At 61.9% G+C, this 15,688-nt stretch carries 16 protein-coding genes; 10 read left to right on the top strand and 6 right to left on the bottom strand.

The window, feature by feature from the left end:
- Positions 1-15: 15 nt before the first annotated feature.
- The 4 genes from ACM9ME_RS09270 to ACM9ME_RS09255 form a co-directional block, all read right to left on the bottom strand.
- Positions 16-651: a hypothetical protein gene (locus ACM9ME_RS09270; protein WP_415643178.1), complete on the bottom strand. Its 636-nt coding sequence runs from the start codon at positions 649-651 to the stop codon at positions 16-18.
- A 49-nt stretch (positions 652-700) separates the two neighbouring features.
- Positions 701-898 (bottom strand): hypothetical protein, encoded by a 198-nt coding sequence (locus ACM9ME_RS09265; protein ID WP_415643177.1) that lies wholly within the window; start codon positions 896-898, stop codon positions 701-703.
- A gap of 68 nt (positions 899-966) precedes the next feature.
- Positions 967-1,176, bottom strand: a complete 210-nt coding sequence (locus ACM9ME_RS09260) for a cold-shock protein (protein ID WP_415643176.1) — start codon at positions 1,174-1,176, stop codon at positions 967-969.
- A gap of 343 nt (positions 1,177-1,519) precedes the next feature.
- Positions 1,520-1,795, bottom strand: a complete 276-nt coding sequence (locus ACM9ME_RS09255; RefSeq protein ID WP_415643175.1) for a hypothetical protein — start codon at positions 1,793-1,795, stop codon at positions 1,520-1,522.
- A gap of 299 nt (positions 1,796-2,094) precedes the next feature.
- On the opposite strand from ACM9ME_RS09255, the gene ACM9ME_RS09250 reads away from it, so the two are divergent.
- From ACM9ME_RS09250 to ACM9ME_RS09240, 3 genes are read left to right on the top strand one after another with little or no spacing between them, the layout of a single operon-like run.
- Positions 2,095-2,466 carry an AAA family ATPase gene (locus ACM9ME_RS09250; RefSeq protein WP_415643227.1) on the top strand — a complete coding sequence of 124 codons (372 nt, stop codon included), beginning with the start codon at positions 2,095-2,097 and terminating at the stop codon, positions 2,464-2,466.
- On the top strand, positions 2,361-3,665 hold the full coding sequence (locus ACM9ME_RS09245) for an ATP-dependent nuclease (RefSeq protein ID WP_415643174.1): 1,305 nt from the start codon (positions 2,361-2,363) through the stop codon (positions 3,663-3,665). Before ACM9ME_RS09250 ends, ACM9ME_RS09245 begins: the two co-directional genes overlap by 106 nt.
- Before the next feature lie 27 nt (positions 3,666-3,692).
- The gene (locus ACM9ME_RS09240) at positions 3,693-4,004 is read left to right on the top strand and encodes a hypothetical protein (RefSeq protein ID WP_415643173.1); all 312 of its coding nucleotides are present in this window, start codon (positions 3,693-3,695) and stop codon (positions 4,002-4,004) included.
- Positions 4,005-4,014: 10 nt separating this feature from the next.
- Here the strand turns inward: ACM9ME_RS09240 and uvrA are convergent, their stop codons facing one another.
- Positions 4,015-6,912, bottom strand: a complete 2,898-nt coding sequence (gene uvrA, locus ACM9ME_RS09235) for an excinuclease ABC subunit UvrA (RefSeq protein WP_415643172.1) — start codon at positions 6,910-6,912, stop codon at positions 4,015-4,017.
- A 310-nt stretch (positions 6,913-7,222) separates the two neighbouring features.
- Positions 7,223-9,094: a winged helix-turn-helix domain-containing tetratricopeptide repeat protein gene (locus tag ACM9ME_RS09230; RefSeq protein WP_415643171.1), complete on the bottom strand. Its 1,872-nt coding sequence runs from the start codon at positions 9,092-9,094 to the stop codon at positions 7,223-7,225.
- Here ACM9ME_RS09230 and ACM9ME_RS09225 point away from each other — a divergent pair.
- From ACM9ME_RS09225 to ACM9ME_RS09195, 7 genes are all read left to right on the top strand, one after another.
- A complete protein-coding gene (locus tag ACM9ME_RS09225) occupies positions 9,078-9,590 on the top strand; it encodes a UrcA family protein (RefSeq protein ID WP_415643170.1) in 513 nt (170 codons plus the stop codon). The genes ACM9ME_RS09230 and ACM9ME_RS09225 overlap by 17 nt on opposite strands.
- A 142-nt stretch (positions 9,591-9,732) precedes the next feature.
- Entirely contained in the window at positions 9,733-10,473 is a 741-nt protein-coding gene (locus tag ACM9ME_RS09220) for a hypothetical protein (RefSeq protein WP_415643169.1), read from the top strand.
- The gene (locus ACM9ME_RS09215; RefSeq protein ID WP_415643168.1) at positions 10,470-11,321 is read left to right on the top strand and encodes an outer membrane protein assembly factor BamB family protein; all 852 of its coding nucleotides are present in this window, start codon (positions 10,470-10,472) and stop codon (positions 11,319-11,321) included. Before ACM9ME_RS09220 ends, ACM9ME_RS09215 begins: the two co-directional genes overlap by 4 nt.
- A 308-nt stretch (positions 11,322-11,629) precedes the next feature.
- Positions 11,630-11,989 carry a YciI family protein gene (locus tag ACM9ME_RS09210; protein ID WP_415643167.1) on the top strand — a complete coding sequence of 120 codons (360 nt, stop codon included), beginning with the start codon at positions 11,630-11,632 and terminating at the stop codon, positions 11,987-11,989.
- A complete protein-coding gene (locus ACM9ME_RS09205; RefSeq protein WP_415643166.1) occupies positions 11,989-13,260 on the top strand; it encodes an RNA polymerase sigma factor in 1,272 nt (423 codons plus the stop codon). The genes ACM9ME_RS09210 and ACM9ME_RS09205 overlap by 1 nt, the downstream gene beginning before the upstream one ends.
- Before the next feature lie 260 nt (positions 13,261-13,520).
- Positions 13,521-14,834, top strand: a complete 1,314-nt coding sequence (locus ACM9ME_RS09200) for an FAD-dependent oxidoreductase (RefSeq protein WP_415643165.1) — start codon at positions 13,521-13,523, stop codon at positions 14,832-14,834.
- Positions 14,831-15,688, top strand: a complete 858-nt coding sequence (locus ACM9ME_RS09195; protein ID WP_415643164.1) for an ion channel — start codon at positions 14,831-14,833, stop codon at positions 15,686-15,688. The genes ACM9ME_RS09200 and ACM9ME_RS09195 overlap by 4 nt, the downstream gene beginning before the upstream one ends.

Here is a 15,688-nt window from a genome sequence, read left to right as displayed (position 1 = left end):
CGAGCGGGGGTGGGCTCAGTGCGTATCCTTCAACGTGATCGAATCCACATGCCACGACAATTGCCGCGGCGTCGCGCCGTCCACGCCGTTGACGCGGCGCATCACCGCCTTGCCGATCGAATTGAAGCGTGTGCCGTCCAATCGCGTGCCATAGAATTGCACCGGCACGTCGCTGTAGATCGAGCCGCAGCCGCCCTCGGTATCGCCGGGCGTGCCGATCTGCCCGTGGACCTCGGACACGTCGCGCCAGCGTTGCTCGAACGCCACCGCCGCCTTGTCGTCGCCCCATTGCTGATGCGCGCGGGTCCAGTGCTTGCCCTCGACATTGACGACATAGGTTTCGAGCGCCGACGCCGCGCCCTGCGGCCCCATCATGTCGCGGTGCATTTCGGGGAGCGGACGGCGATCGTCGGGCAGGCCGCCCGGTGTGCCGGGGGCGGGGGGCCAGTTGCCGTCGTCGGGGACGATGGTCGGTTTTGGCGTGGGGATTTGTGGCGTCGGGATTTTGGGCGTCGGGACGATCCGCCCGACCGAATTGGCCGGAGCGTCGGTGGCGACGACGGTGGTGGTGTTGGAGCCCGACCGGTCGCACGCGGCCAGTGTCAGGGTGATCGTCAGGATCAGGGTGAAGGGGACAGCGTGGCGGATCATGCCGCCGCGCCTATCACCCCAAATCGACCAGACCTAGGCCTGGCCGGATTTAAGCCTGGGTCGCGGCGACCGGCGTGCGCGCTTCGCGTTCGGCGCGCGCGGTTTCCATGCGGAGCGAGCGTTCGGCCATGTCGCGCCACGTGGCACTGGCGCGCAAGCTGCGGTCACGGACATTGTCGAGCGTCGCGGCGGCGGCTTCCGCATCGCAGCGGTCGGCATGGGCGGTAAACTGGTCGCTGTCGCGCATCGCTGGCTCCTTGAAAGGGGGGGTAGAAACCGGGGCACCCATGACAGGCGCCCCGGCGGTTCGGCGATTTAGGCCGACTGCAGGTTGACGGCGCTCATCTTGCCGCGACGATCTTCTTCGAGATCGTACGAGACGCGCTGGTCCTGCTGCAGCGTCTGCATGCCGGCGGCCTGAACCGCGCTGATGTGGACGAATGCGTCGTTGCCGCCATTTTCGGGGGCGATGAAGCCATAACCCTTGTCGGCGTTGAAAAACTTGACGGTGCCAGTGGTGGCCATTGGTAGTTCCTTCGTTTGCGTGGGCGCCCGACAACCGGGGCCCGGTGCCTTGGCAGCAGGGAAAGAAGGAGAAACGAGCCGCAAAGCACCGTAGACCGTCGATTTGCGACTCTAGCGAAACGAATATGGGCGGTAAGCGCGCAAAAGGCAAATCGAGCGTCGCGCAGCAAGCGAGACTTGCCTTCGGCTCGCGTCCGCCGACCGGCCTGCCACGGCAGGACCGACGATGCGGATTTACGCCGTGGCGCGCGGCGGTTCACACGATTCACACGTGCCAATGCGGTGCGGCGAGCGCGGAAGTTTAGTTAAAGTTTAGGCCAAAACACGGCTTCGAGCGCGGTCTTCACGCCGCCACGAACCTCGCCGAATCCCGCGCGTCCTTGAGCTTATAAACGCTGGACAGCGATCGCCCCGCCGCCCGCGTCTCGCGCGTGATCGAAGCCCCCGCCGCCAGCGCGTCGATAAAGAATGATCGGGTGGTCAGCGCCCCACGCTGCCCAGCGCCGTCCGGGGAACGGCGCGACCCGATCATCTGGTTCTCCGCCGTCCACCCGTCATGCCGCGTCTTCTTGCGCAGGACGGGCGTAAATTCGATTCGCCCCACCGATTGTTTTGCCATTGCCGCCACCCTCCGTTTTCAAGGCGACGACTCAGTGCGCAGGATATTTCCTATTATGCAAACAAAATGAGCGAGGAATAAGGAGAGCGGCGCGAAGCAAGCGAACCTTATTCCCGACTCATGTTTGCCAGCCGGCGCGCGGAGCAGCGACTGACGACGCGGATTTACTCCGCTGCGATCTATTCGGCGACTACGTGCCGCTTGCTTCTTCTATTTGCTCAAGAGTGCGAGCTTACCTTTCAACAGGAGACAAGAAAGAAAAAGTTGCGACGTCGAACACTCCTCTTCAAAAAGGCGGTATGGATCTGACAGCAGCAAGCTTAAAGGGATACCGGCGCTTTAAGGACCAGTCCGAGATTCAGTTTCGGGGCAAGGTCGTAGCGGTGCTCGGGCCAAACGAGGCCGGCAAAACCTCACTTCTGAAGGCGCTCACAAAATTCAATGATCGCGAGCCATTTACGGATGGTGATGTCGCTCGAGGTTGCGTGTCGGGAGATCTTGGAGTTTCTGTCACATTTCTGCTCAGCAGGGAGGACTGCGCGGTTGCGGGTTTGCGCTGGCCGACATGGATGAAGGCTACAAAGGGTTCGACGGTACTAATATCATCGAGTTTACGCCAGAACTCGGAGATCGGGATACGTCACACCGCTCCGTACTCTCCGCTGTTTTGAGAAAGCTCTTCGCATTGGACGCGGTGCGACGTCAGGTCGCCGAAAATGATGAAAACCTGCTAGATTCACTTCTGCAAGACGCTGACAAAATTACTGCTAGCGGGCCAAATTTAACGAAGGCACAGATCGCAGTGTACGATCATGTTCAAGACGTCTTGATGGCCTTGGAATCCAACCCAAAGCTCAAGGAGCTTGGTGAAGCCAGAGCTTTGATAGGTAGCTCCGTTTTAGCAGAAAGAGCGCCGACGCCGAGTCGTGCTGCAATCGACGCAGTTTGGCCAAGGCGACCACGATTTCTAATGTTTAGCGATGAACATCGCTCGCTAGAATCCTTTTACAGCATTCCCGATTTATCTGCCAACGTGCCGCCTGTTCTGCAGGGTATTCTTGACCTTGCAGAAGTGTCGCCGTCGAAGCTTATCGCTGCCAACCAGAAGGCCAACGAGGATGATTTAACAACGTTGGAGCGCCAAGCAAATAAGCGTTTAGCAACCGCATACAAGAAGGCTTGGAGTCAATCTGGAATCAAGGTTGCGCTAAGGTTTTCTGCGAACATGATTCGCCTTCAGATAGAAAACGATCAAGATATTGTGTCTGGATTGGACGAAAGGAGCACAGGATTAAGGCAGTTCGTCGCACTTCAGTCCTTCGCGTTGCAGTCTCACGCAGAGTGTCCGATCTTGTTAATCGACGAAGCAGAGCAGCACTTACATTATGACGCTCAGGCGGATTTGATGAATATGTTGGTTGAGCAGAATCTCGCTCCGAAAGTTATAATCACAACGCACTCAGCTGGCTGCCTTCCAGAAGATATTGGAACGGGCACCGCTTTTGTGCGATCATCTTTGGATAACACTACAAGTAATTTAGTGAGTAAATTCTGGACGGATGGTGGTCTTGGATTCTCGCCAATGCTGGTCGGTATGGGCGCCGCCACACTTGCCTTCTTCCCGACTCGCAAAGCCGTCATGGTTGAAGGAGTAAGTGATATCATCCTACTGCCACGACTATTTAAAGCGGCATCAGTTAAAAGTCATCTAGGTTTTCAGTTCGTTCCCGGCCTAGCGCAACATGGAGCAGTCTTACTGCCCATCAGCCTTGAATCAACTAACGTAGTTTACCTCGTAGATAGCGACGAAGGCGGTGAAAAAATTGCAAAGCAAATATCAGACGCAGGAGTACACAATAACCTTATCTAAAAGCTCGAAAATCGTGGTAAAACAGCGGTGGAAACGGAAGACTTTATAAACCCCGGCTTATTTGTCGAAGCCGTTAATATAGTTCTAAGCCATTATCACCCAAATGCAAAAAGAATAGACCTCAACGAATGTTCTGGTGCAATGCGAACTAAGAAGGTGGCCGATGCATATAAAAAGGCGACGGGTGTCAAATTGCCTAAAGTTGAGGTTGCGTACGAGATTCTCAATATACTCGACAGCGATCCAGAGAGAGTCCTAATTGATCGTCAACGTGCCTCTGTGCTTCGTGATAAGCTCGGCAAAATAGAAAAGCTATTTTTCGAGACTACAGACGGTTAGGCGGCCAGCCTCAGTCCGCCGCCACCGCCTGCACGCCGGCCGCCAACAACGGCTTCAGATAATGCCCGGTATAGCTCGCCGGCACCGTCACGACCTTCTCCGGCGTGCCTTCCGCGACGATCTCCCCGCCGCGCACGCCGCCTTCCGGCCCCAGGTCCACGATCCAGTCGGCGGTCTTGATGACTTCCAGATTGTGCTCGATCACCACCACGGTATTGCCCTGTTCGACCAGCGCGTGGAGCAGCTCCAGCAATTTGCGCACATCCTCGAAATGCAGGCCGGTGGTCGGTTCGTCCAAAATGTACAGCGTCTGCCCCGTCGCGCGGCGTGACAATTCCTTGGCGAGTTTGACGCGCTGGGCCTCGCCGCCGCTGAGCGTCGTCGCCTGTTGCCCGACCTTGACATAGCCGAGCCCGACTTCGGCGAGCATCGCCATCTTGTCGCGGATGCCGGGCACCGCCTTGAAGAATTCGACCGCGTCCTCGACGGTCATGTCGAGCACGTCGGCGATCGACTTGCCCTTGAATTTCACGTCCAGTGTTTCGCGGTTGTAGCGCGCGCCGTGGCACACGTCGCAGGTGACGTAGACGTCGGGCAGGAAGTGCATTTCGATCTTGAGCACGCCGTCGCCCTGGCACGCCTCGCACCGCCCGCCCTTGACGTTGAAGCTGAACCGCCCGGGCTTGTAGCCGCGCGCGGCGCTTTCGGGGAGGGCGGCGAACCAGTCGCGGATCTGGGTGAACGCGCCGGTATAGGTTGCGGGGTTGCTGCGCGGGGTGCGGCCGATCGGCGACTGGTCGATGTCGATGACCTTGTCGAGATATTGGAGGCCCTCGATCTTTTCGTGGTGGCCGGCCTGCATGCGTGCGCCGTTGAGCTGGCGCGCGGCGGAGGCGTAGAGCGTGTCGATGGTGAAGCTCGACTTGCCGCTGCCCGATACGCCGGTGATGCAGGTGAACGTGCCGAGCGGGATGGACGCGGTGACGTTCTTGAGGTTGTTGGCGCGCGCGCCCTTCACCGTCAGCTTCTTGCCATTGCCCTTGCGGCGTTTGGCGGGGAGGGGGACGCTGCGGCGGCCGGAGAGATAGTCCGCGGTCAGGCTGTTTTCGTTGGCCAGCACCTCGGCCAGCGTGCCCGCCGCGACGACTTCGCCGCCATGCACGCCCGCGCCGGGGCCCATGTCGAGCACGTAATCGGCGGCGCGGATGGCATCCTCGTCATGCTCCACAACGATCACCGTGTTGCCCAGGTCGCGCAGGCGGCGCAGCGTGATCAGCAGGCGGTCATTGTCCTTCTGGTGGAGGCCGATCGAGGGTTCGTCGAGGACGTAGAGCACGCCCGACAGGCCGCTGCCGATTTGCGAGGCGAGGCGGATGCGCTGGCTTTCGCCGCCGCTGAGCGTGCCGCTGGTCCGGTCGAGGTTGAGGTAATCGAGCCCGACATTGTCGAGAAAGCCGAGGCGTTCGACGATTTCCTTGAGGATCGGCGTCGCGATCTGGCGCCCCTGATCGGTCAGCTTGTCGGGCATGTTGCGGAAGAATTGGAGCGCGGGGCCGACCGCGCGGCGGGTGGAGATGCTGATGTCCTCGCCCGCGATCTTGACCGCCAGCGCTTCGGGTTTGAGGCGCGCGCCGTGGCAGGTTTCGCAGGGGGCGGACGCCTGATATTTCGCCAGTTCCTCGCGCATCCACGCGCTGTCGGTGGCCAGCAGGCGGCGGTCGAGATTGCCGATCACGCCTTCGAACGGCTTTTTCACCTCGTACGATTTGCGCCCGTCGACGAAGCGCAGGACGACGGCGACGCCCTTGGTGCCGAACAGGATCGCATTGCGGCTGTCCTCGGGCAGTTCGTTCCACGGCGTGTCCATGTCGAACCCGAAATGCCGCGCGAGGCTGCCGAGCACCTGCATGTAATAAGGCGAGGGCGGGTTGGACTTAGCCCACGGCACCACCGCGCCCTTCTTGATGCTGAGATTCTCGTTGGGCACGACGAGGCCAGGGTCGAAGTGCAGCTTTTCGCCCAATCCGTCGCAGGCCGGACAAGCCCCCTGCGGCGCGTTGAATGAAAACAACCGCGGCTCGATCTCGGGAATGGTGAACCCGCTGACGGGGCAGGCGAATTTCTGCGAAAAGGTGATGCGGCCTTCCGGCGCATATTCCCCGGCCTTCAACTTTCCCTCGGCGACAACCCCATCCGCAGGATCGACATACGCCAACCCGTCCGCCAGCTTCAGCGCCTGCTCAAACGAGTCCGCCAATCTCGTTTCGAGTCCGTCACGAACCACGATCCGGTCGACGACCAACTCCACGTCATGCTTGTATTTCTTGTCGAGCGCCGGCGCTTCCTCGATGTCGTAAAACACCCCGTCGATCCGCACGCGGGTATAGCCCGCCGCCTGCCATTCGAGCAGTTCCTTGCGATATTCGCCCTTGCGCCCGCGCACCACGGGCGCGAGCAGATAATGCCGCGAGTCCTTCGGCAGCGCCATGACGCGGTCGACCATCTGGCTGACCTGCTGCGCGCTGATCGGCAGCCCCGTCGCGGGTGAATAAGGCACACCGACGCGCGCCCATAACAGCCGCATGTAATCGTAGATTTCGGTGACCGTTGCGACGGTCGAGCGCGGATTGCGGCTGGTGGTCTTTTGCTCGATCGAGATGGCGGGCGACAGGCCTTCGATATGGTCGACATCGGGCTTCTGCATGAGTTCGAGGAACTGCCGCGCATAGGCACTGAGCGACTCGACATAGCGCCGCTGACCCTCGGCATAGATGGTGTCAAAGGCGAGCGAGGATTTGCCCGAACCCGACAGGCCGGTGATCACCGTCAACGTGTCGCGCGGAATGTCCACGCTGACATTCTTCAGATTGTGCTCGCGCGCACCACGCACGGAAATATGAGTCAGCATAAGACGACTTGTTCCAGATTTGTTCGGCTGCAGCAAGCGGTGCGCCGAATTTCAAATGGGTGGAACGGGTCAGTCCCGCAAGGGCTCGCGGAGCTCAGTGAACCGCGACGTTACTCAATTATCGTCGGGTTTCTTGTGCCGCGGATCCGGGTCTTCACCGACATGCGGATCGGGCACACGCACGAAGTGTGGATCCTCATTGTGACCCATTGCCCAGCCAAGAAGTAATCCTACCGTGAGAACGGCTGCTCCTAAAACGATATCGTGCTTTCGCATCTGACTTCCCCTTGGCTTCGAGCGTACTTAGAACTTACGATGGAAAATGTATTTTGGCCAGCAAGGCGACAAACCTTGGCTGACGATTGATCGGCATGAGTAGCGGGTCGGAACGCATCTTGACCAAGCCGGCGTCGCCGACCCGAAATGCGGCTTCAAGCGCGTCCAATGCACCTTTGCTATTTCCCCATTGAGCCAAGACCTGTGCGCGTTGGTAAGCGACGGCATCGCCCTGCTTTGACAGCTCATCGAATGCGGCTTGCGCAGCGGTATTGTTGCGCAATTGGCGTTCGGTGATGGCTAGTCCTGCCAGACGGGTAAAATCGAGTGGCTCGGCGATATACTGCGCGCGTGCCTCCTTGGGACGACCGAGCATGAGCAACGCATCGCCTAGACCGGAATGACCCGAAGTAAGGCCGGGAGTTATTTTGAGAGCATGGCTGAATTGCGGAATGGCGTCCGCATAGCGATGCAGGCTCATGAATGCCGCCCCCAGCGACAGGAATGGTCGGGCACTCAGCGGATCTAGCGTGGCCGCCTTGTATAGAGAAACCAAGCCTTGCTCCCCCTGCGTTCGCGCGGCAAAAAGGCCATAAGGAATCAAGATATCCGCATTGTTCGGCCCCAGATGTATGGCCCGTTCATATGGTTTTGCCGCACGGGCAAAATCCAAGAAACCATTGACCAACACATAGCCCAATGCCGCTTGGGCAACATCAAGATCGGGGGAAAGCGCAACGCCGGTCTGCGCCGACCGCAGGCTTTCCGCGTAAATCCCACGCAACTTGTCCGTCGACGCAAATTGGTTGGCGAGCGTCACCAATACCCGCGACCGCTGTGCATAAGCGGCGGCATATTTGGGGTCCAACTCGATCGCCCGATCGAACGCGGCGAGGGCAGCGCGATACGTCGCTTCGTCGCCTGACAGGTCGAACAGCGCTCGCCCCTTGGCATAGGCGTCGAACGCCGCGGGCACGCTGGTCAGGGACGCGTCGAGAACCGCCGCCTGTGCCTTGCCCAGCCGCCCCTGCACGGCGCTGGCCACCGACTGGGCGATGTCGCCCTGGATCGCGAAGACGTCGTCGAGCTTGCGGTCGTAACTTTGCGTCCAGCGTTGGAAGCCGGTGCGGGTATCGACCAGGGTTGCGCTGACGCGGACGATATTGCCTTCGCGGCGCACGCTGCCGTCGATGACGTAGCCGACCGCGAGGCGCTTGCCGATCGCTTGCGCATCCAGTCCGCTGGTCTTGACCGAGACCGAGGAGGCGCGCGCCGCGACCTGCAGGCTGGCGAGGCGCGACAGGCGCGTGCGCAGTTCCTCGGTCACCCCGGCAGCAAAATAATCCTCGTCCTTGTCGCCGCTGATATTGGCGAAGGGCAACACCGCGACGCTGGACGACGCCAGGTCCACATCGGCCGTCGATCGCGGCACGAAGCGCCATGCGGCGATACCGATGGCGATCACCAGCATCGCCAGCGCGACCGGCCACAGCCACTTGCGGCGGGGCGCGGCTGCGAGAGTTGGGGCATCGACCAACGGCGCCTTTGGGCGTGGCGGCGGCGCGCTGTCCACCCCGGCTTCGCGCACCTCGGGTAAAAACCGATAGCCGCGCCCGTAAACGCTTTCGATGAAGCGGGCGTCCTGCCGGTCGTCGCCCAGCGCCCGGCGCAATTCCTTGATGACCGACGTCAGAGCGGATTCGGACACGACGGTGCCGTCCCACACCGTCTCGAACAATTCGTCCTTGGTCAGCAAACGCCCGCGCGCGGCGATCAGCGCGGCAAGCACGCCCAGCGCCTTGTTGCCGATGCGAATCGGCCCGTCGGGTCCGCTCAGCCGCGCGTCGGCGGGATCGAAAACGAACCGGTCGAACGCGAGTCGCGGGGGCGTGGCGGCGGTGTCCATCGCTATGCCGCTCCCCCTGTCGCGGACTGATCGGGCGAAGAGTGACTTATGGCGCGCAGGCACGCAAGAAAAATGGCGGAATCGCGTGACCAATTCTGAAAACAAACTGGGTCAGCGACATTCCAGCGGCTTTGCAGGATCGCCGGCGGCGGACGGCCCATCCCCGGATCGTCGGCAATCCAGCCGGCGCAATTCGAAGGAAAGTCCAATGTTCATCCGCAACCTCATCATCGCCACCGCCCTGATCGTTCCTGCCGCCGCGCAGGCCGACATTACAGCCAAGGTCGCTTATCGTCCGTCCGAGCTGTCGACCGTGACGGGCCGCGATGCCGTCGCCAAGCGCATCAAGCATGCGGTGCAGTCGGCCTGCTATGCCGGTCCGAGCCTGATGGAAGAAACGAAGTGCCGCAACGAACTGTCGGTCGATATGCTTGCCAAGATCGGCAACGATCAACTGGCGGCGGCTTATCGGGTGCGCACCATCGGCCAAGGCTGAACCCGCTTATGACCAACGCCCTCGGGGCGGCGCGAGACATCCTCGCGCCGCCCCTGTTTTTTTGTCAAAGCCCCATTGTCCCCCAACTAGGCTCTGGTTAACAACAGGTTACCACTAATAGACGGACGAAAAAGGGGGACGCATGGGGTACGCCCGGCCGTGGGCCACAATTATTTTGACGTCTGCCTTGAGCGCATGCGGAGGCAGCGCCGACACCGGCAGCGGGGGTGCCGGCACTGCACCGCCGACAATCTCGACTTTGAACGTCGCGCTCGATTCGTCATCACCAACTACGGAAGTTTCCGAAGGCAGTAAGGCGACTTACTCTTTTTCAGCGACTTACACCGGAACTCCTTCGGGAGCAGTCGTGCCCGACATCCAGATCGACGGCGGGCGGTTCCTGCTGGCGAATGCGCCAACCGCGAGCGGGGCGAATGGTTATCAAGTCAAGCTGACCAATGCAGATTTCCTGCCGGGTGGTAGTACCACCAATGCGGTTACGTTCCGTCTGTGCACCGATGCTAGTTGCACGACTGTTTATCCCGGTTCGACGAAGACGTTCTCAGTAAATTTGAACGTGAAGTTGAAAGACTGGGCGACATTTCAGCGGGATGCGGCGCACACAGCGTATGTCGCCGTAAAATATAATGCCGCGAATTTCCGGCCAACGCCGGTCTGGAGCGTGCCGAGCGAGGGCTCCGCACCATCGGCCGTCGCTGCATGTCAAGGCAGCGTGTTCGCGAATTTCCAGCAAGGTGGGACGACGTCAAGCCACAGCTTCACGCGCGCTTTTGCGAGCGCTTCCGGGGTTCAGCAATGGAGCTATGACTTGGGCCAGGTCGGCTTCAATGTCAGTGCGCCGAGTTGTGCAACGGCCGCGTGATCACCGCGGCGATCGTCCTGTCGTCGGGCAGTGTGCCGATGCCGGTGTTGAATGCGAGCAGCGGCGAAGTCCTGCGCGTGCTGCATTATGCTAGTCAGTTTGCAAAAGCAGGTGCGCCTGTGCCGTTTGGCGACAAGCTATATCACCAAGCCGGATATTTCGGGAACGTCGTTTATGCCTTCGACGCCGCAGCAGGCACGCAGGACTGGGTTCAGACCGCCGGTACGGGAATCGTGCAAGAAGGCGAGAGCCTCGGCGTCGATGAGCAATATGTCTATTTCTACAGCGCTGGCTCGCTTAACATCCTGAGCCGCGCGGACGGCTCGATCTCCCAGTCGATTGTCGATCCGTTTTTCTCCAGCGCCGGTCTAAGCTATTACGGGTCGTATTTCGGCGCGCCGATCCTCGACGGTAAGGGGAATATTTTCACGTTCTCGGATAATCGCGCGCCAAATCAGCCGCGGCCGTTGATCGCATTCGCGCGTGGTCAGGCAAATTTCCTGTGGCGCACCGCCGCCAGCTATATCAACCAACCCGCCTTGCGCGCGACCCGGCTGTATGCGCCGCGCGCCAATTCGACCATTATCGACGTGATCGACACGGCAACCGGCGCTGTTGTCTCCTCTATCGATGTCGCATCGGGCAAGCCGAACCTGACCAGCAATGTCGTCGTCACCGAAAGCCACCTGTTTGTCGCCAGCATGACCGAAACCTATGCCATCGATTTGACGCGCGCGGGCAATCCGGTGGTGTGGACAATCGCGCAGGGCGGTGATCTGGCGATTTCGCCGGACAATTTGTTGCTGATCTCGGGTAGCACCGGGTTGTTCGCTTATGCGCTGAACTAGCGCTCCGGGTTGGGGGTGGCGGATCAAACGCCTGGCCATCGTTCCGGAGGCTGTCATGATCCGTCTATTTCTGCTGTTGGGTGATTATAGCCGCAAGCGTCGCAGCACCCGCCGGCTGTCGGCATTCTGACCCGCAATTTCGAAACTCGTAATCCTGTGGAAAAGTGACGAGGTGACCGACCCTTGCGATTTTTTTAACCCGTCGGTCTGAATCCCGTTGCCTTGCCGCACATCTAATCGAGCGGCTGTTGCGCCGCTCGTCGCGGGCATGACGCCAGCGGCTCCAGCCTGGTATAAGGATGCGACCAATGCACTACATGCTGCTGTTCCATGAAACGTCGGCTGAAAGGGCCAAGCCCAATGATCCGGCTCAAGCGGAAGCTTATTGGGGTGGCTGGACCGCGTACATCGGTGCGATCGCGCAGAGCGGCGCGATGGTGAGTGGAAATGGCCTGCAACCGCCTGACGTCGCCACGACGCTCCGGGTGGAGAACGGCAAACGCCACGTTGTCGACGGTCCGTTCGCGGACACGAAGGAGATGCTCGCCGGATACGTCATCGTCGATGTCCCCGACCTCGACGCCGCGCTCGAATGGGCGTCGCGCGCGCCGTGCGTGACAGGGGGTTCGGTCGAGATTCGCCCCGTGATGCCGCCGCCAAGCGCCTGATGGATCGCGCGCGCCACGCTGTTGCCGACCAGGCGGAGGTTGTGGCGCGCGCGTCCTATGGCAAGCTGCTTGCAATCCTCGCCAAGCGATGCGGCGACATCGCAGTTGCGGAGGATGCACTCGGCGACGCCTTCGCTGCCGCGCTCGCGCAGTGGCCCCGTGACGGCACGCCGACCAACCCCGTTGGTTGGCTGTTGACGGTTGCGCGGCGCGGCATCGGTCATGCCGTGGGGCGACGGCAAACGGCGGAAGCCGCCATCGAGCTTGTCCAGTTGCTCCAGGATGAGCGCGAAGCGACCGTCGCCAGCGCCTTCGGCGATGAACGGTTGGCACTGATGTTCGTCTGCGCGCACCCGGCGATAGACTGCGACGTGCAGACACCGTTGATGCTTCAGACAGTGCTCGGGCTTGATGCGGCCCGCATTGCCGCGTGCTTCCTTGTGTCCAGCGGCACCATGAGTCAGCGGCTGGTGCGGGCGAAGCGGAAAATACGCGAGGCCGGGATATCGTTTGTCGTTCCCGACCGCACCGATTTGCCCGGTCGCCTCGATATGGTTCTGTCGGCCGTATACGCCGCCTATGGCACGGCTTGGGAAGATGTGAGCGGCACCGACAGCAAGCTTGGCGGACTGGCGTCGGAAGCAATCTGGCTCGCGCGCCTGCTCCGGAAGTTGCTGCCCGAGGATCCTGAGGTCATGGGTCTGTTGTCGCTAATGTTGCATTGCGAGGCGCGCCGTAGTGCGCGACGTGACGCTCAAGGCGTGTTTGTACCCCTCGACCGGCAGGACGTGTCCCGATGGAGCGGCACGATGATCGCCGAAGCGGAAGCGCTGATCCGCGCAGCGTCGCTGCTTGCCGCACCGGGCCGCTTCCAGACCGAGGCCGCAGTCCAATCGCTTCATGCGCATCAGCGCATGACCGGGGAGCGCTTCACCGAAGCGCTGGCGCGCCTGTACGACGTTCTTGCTCGTTTCGCGCCGACGACGGGCGTGCTGGTGGCTCGTGCCGTCGCGCATTCCGAAAATGGGGCGTCGGTAAGTGCCCTGCGGCAACTGCACGATGTGCAGAACGGGACTGAATATCAGCCATGGTGGGCAGCACGTGCGCGCGTGTGCTGGTTGGCGGGTGACGAGGATGAAGCATGGGCCGCTGCCCGGACTGCCGCCGGGCTCAGCAGCGATCCCAGCGTAAGGGCCTTCTTGCTCAGCGGGGGCTTCCAACGGGGTCAAAAGTTCCGCGCAGGGGATCATCCGCCGGTTCGCGCAGACTAACCGCATCAATCCCGAGGCCAGGTCGCGACCGGGGGACCGTGCTCGGGCGTCGGCGTTGCGCGCGACCGCAAGAATGTCGATCTCGGGCGGATCGGTCCTTGGGCGGGGATGGCGCGTGGGAAAAGGCCATGAAACCACGGCAGAAGATACCAGCACCGCGAGGCTGGACGGCGTGCGCCGAGCGATTGCGTGACGCTGAAACCTTCGTGACTTGCGCCGTGGCCGCCACAGCGTAACGTCGCCGGCAGGAGGGGTCGCCAATGCGCCACATCGCCATCGTCGGGTCGGGGCCCGCGGGCTATTACACGGCGGAGGCGGCGCAGAAGCGCTGGGGCGACGGCGTGCGCGTCGACATCATCGACCGCTTGCCGGTGCCTTACGGCCTGATCCGGTCGGGAGTCGCACCCGATCATCAATCGATCAAGGCGGTTTATCGGCGGTACGAGGCGGTCAATCTGGCCGACAATGTCCGCTTCGTCGGCAATGTCTGTGTCGGCACGCACGTTTCGGTCGAAGAATTGGCGGCGCGCTATGACGCGGTGGTGCTGGCGACCGGCGCGCCGCACGACCGCAAGCTGGATATTCCGGGTGCCGACCTGCCGGGCGTGGTCGGATCGGCGGCGTTCGTCGGCTGGTATAACGGCCATCCCGAATTTGCCGACCTCGATCCGCCACTGGCCGGGCCGGGGGCGGTGGTGATCGGCAATGGCAATGTCGCGCTCGACATTGCGCGGATTTTGGCCAAGAGCCGCGCCGAGTTTCACGGCTCGGATATCTCGAACCACGCCATCGACGTGCTGGAGCATTCGGGCATCGTCCGGGTGACCATCCTGGGGCGGCGCGGCCCGCATCAGATCGCGATGACGCCCAAGGAGCTGGGCGAGCTCGGCCACCTCCAGCGGGCGCAACCGTTCGTCGCCCCGTCCGACCTGCCCGATATCGGCGAGGATGCCTTGCTCGAACCGGGTATGCGCAAGTCGGTGACGCATTTGCGCGACTTCGCGGGGGCGCCTCATGCCGGCAAACCGCTTTCGATCGATTTCGATTTCTTTGCCGCGCCGGTCGCGATCGAGGGCGCCGGGCATGTCGAGCGGGTCATCGTCGAGCGGACGACGCTGGACCGGGAGTTGCGCTCGACCGGGACTGGCGAGACCTACGCGATCCCGGCCAACCTCGTGCTGACCGCGATCGGCTATCAGACCCCGCCGATCGAAGGCGTGCCGTACGAACACGGGCGCGGGCGCTTCGCCAATGTCGAGGGGCGGGTGTTGCCGGGGCTTTATGTCGTCGGCTGGGCGCGGCGCGGGCCGTCAGGCACGATCGGGACCAATCGCCCCGATGGTTATTCGGTGGTGGACCGGATCGCCGAGGATTGGGGCGACGCGATCGGCGGCGGCAAGCCCGGTCGGCCGGCGCTCGACGCGCTGCTCGCCGGTCGCGGCGCCGACGTTACCACCTTTCGCGATTGGCGAAACATCGAGGCGGCGGAGAACGCGCGCGCGCGCGATGGCAGCCCGCGCGAGAAATTCGTGTCGGTGACCGATATGCTCGCGGCGCGGGCCCCTCGGGCATGAACCGGCGCCATGAAATATCGCTGGCCGGCGTGCCCGCCATCCGGATCGGCGGACCGTCGCGGTTCAGCGATCTGTATTACGCGGTGATGGAGATGAGCTGGCCGCAATTCATCGCGGTCACGGCGGCGCTGTTCGTCGCCATCAATCTGGGCTTCGGGTTGATCTACACCATGATGCCGGGCGCGATCGCGCATATGGAGCCGGGATCGCTGGTCGACGGATTCTTCTTCTCGGTCGATACGCTGGGGACGGTCGGCTACGGCGCGATGCATCCGGCGGATCACCTCGGCCATGCCGTCGCGGCGATCGAGATTCTGGTCGGCTTGTTCTTTTCGGCGACGATCACCGGACTGATCTTCGCGCGGTTTTCACGGCCGCGCGAAAGCCTTGAATTCAGCCAGAGCGCGGTGATCGGGCAATTCGACGGCAAGCCCGCGCTGATGATACGCGTCGCGGTCAAACGGACGCAGCCGCTGGCCGACGCGCACGGCCAGATCAGCTGGCTCGAAACGGTGGTACAGCCCGACGGCCGGACGCTGCGGCGGATGACGCCGTTGCCGCTGGTGCGCGACGTGAACCCGTTGTTCGGGCTGACCTGGACGCTGGTGCATATGCTGGACGAGGACAGCCCGGTGCTGGCCGGACTGGAGTCGTCCGAGCGGTTCATGGTCGCGGCATCGGTCGCGGGCACCGACACGTTACTCGCGACGCAGGCGCAGGGCAGCCGCCGCTATCTCCGCGAAGACATTCTACGCGATCGCGAGTTCGTCGACGTGCTCCACGAGGAAGATGGCACGATGCATTTCACCTGGGATCTGCTGCACAAAACCTTCCCGACGCCGAAACCCGAATAA

This window comes from Sphingomonas antarctica (assembly GCF_965137005.1).
In the GTDB taxonomy this organism is placed as follows: domain Bacteria; phylum Pseudomonadota; class Alphaproteobacteria; order Sphingomonadales; family Sphingomonadaceae; genus Sphingomonas_O; species Sphingomonas_O antarctica.
The sequence above is the reverse complement of the archived record's forward strand: the minus strand, read 5'-3'. Positions and strand labels throughout refer to the sequence as shown.

Excerpts from the sequence above, each read along its gene's own strand:
- ACM9ME_RS09270 (WP_415643178.1), bottom strand. The coding sequence starts at position 651 with ATGATCCGCCACGCTGTCCCCTTCACCCTGATCCTGACGATCACCCTG.
- ACM9ME_RS09265 (WP_415643177.1), bottom strand. The coding sequence starts at position 898 with ATGCGCGACAGCGACCAGTTTACCGCCCATGCCGACCGCTGCGATGCG.
- ACM9ME_RS09260 (WP_415643176.1), bottom strand. The coding sequence starts at position 1,176 with ATGGCCACCACTGGCACCGTCAAGTTTTTCAACGCCGACAAGGGTTAT.
- ACM9ME_RS09255 (WP_415643175.1), bottom strand. The coding sequence starts at position 1,795 with ATGGCAAAACAATCGGTGGGGCGAATCGAATTTACGCCCGTCCTGCGC.
- ACM9ME_RS09250 (WP_415643227.1), top strand. The coding sequence starts at position 2,095 with ATGGATCTGACAGCAGCAAGCTTAAAGGGATACCGGCGCTTTAAGGAC.
- ACM9ME_RS09245 (WP_415643174.1), top strand. The coding sequence starts at position 2,361 with ATGGATGAAGGCTACAAAGGGTTCGACGGTACTAATATCATCGAGTTT.
- uvrA (WP_415643172.1), bottom strand. The coding sequence starts at position 6,912 with ATGCTGACTCATATTTCCGTGCGTGGTGCGCGCGAGCACAATCTGAAG.
- ACM9ME_RS09230 (WP_415643171.1), bottom strand. The coding sequence starts at position 9,094 with ATGGACACCGCCGCCACGCCCCCGCGACTCGCGTTCGACCGGTTCGTT.
- ACM9ME_RS09220 (WP_415643169.1), top strand. The coding sequence starts at position 9,733 with ATGGGGTACGCCCGGCCGTGGGCCACAATTATTTTGACGTCTGCCTTG.
- ACM9ME_RS09210 (WP_415643167.1), top strand. The coding sequence starts at position 11,630 with ATGCACTACATGCTGCTGTTCCATGAAACGTCGGCTGAAAGGGCCAAG.
- ACM9ME_RS09205 (WP_415643166.1), top strand. The coding sequence starts at position 11,989 with ATGGATCGCGCGCGCCACGCTGTTGCCGACCAGGCGGAGGTTGTGGCG.
- ACM9ME_RS09200 (WP_415643165.1), top strand. The coding sequence starts at position 13,521 with ATGCGCCACATCGCCATCGTCGGGTCGGGGCCCGCGGGCTATTACACG.
- ACM9ME_RS09195 (WP_415643164.1), top strand. The coding sequence starts at position 14,831 with ATGAACCGGCGCCATGAAATATCGCTGGCCGGCGTGCCCGCCATCCGG.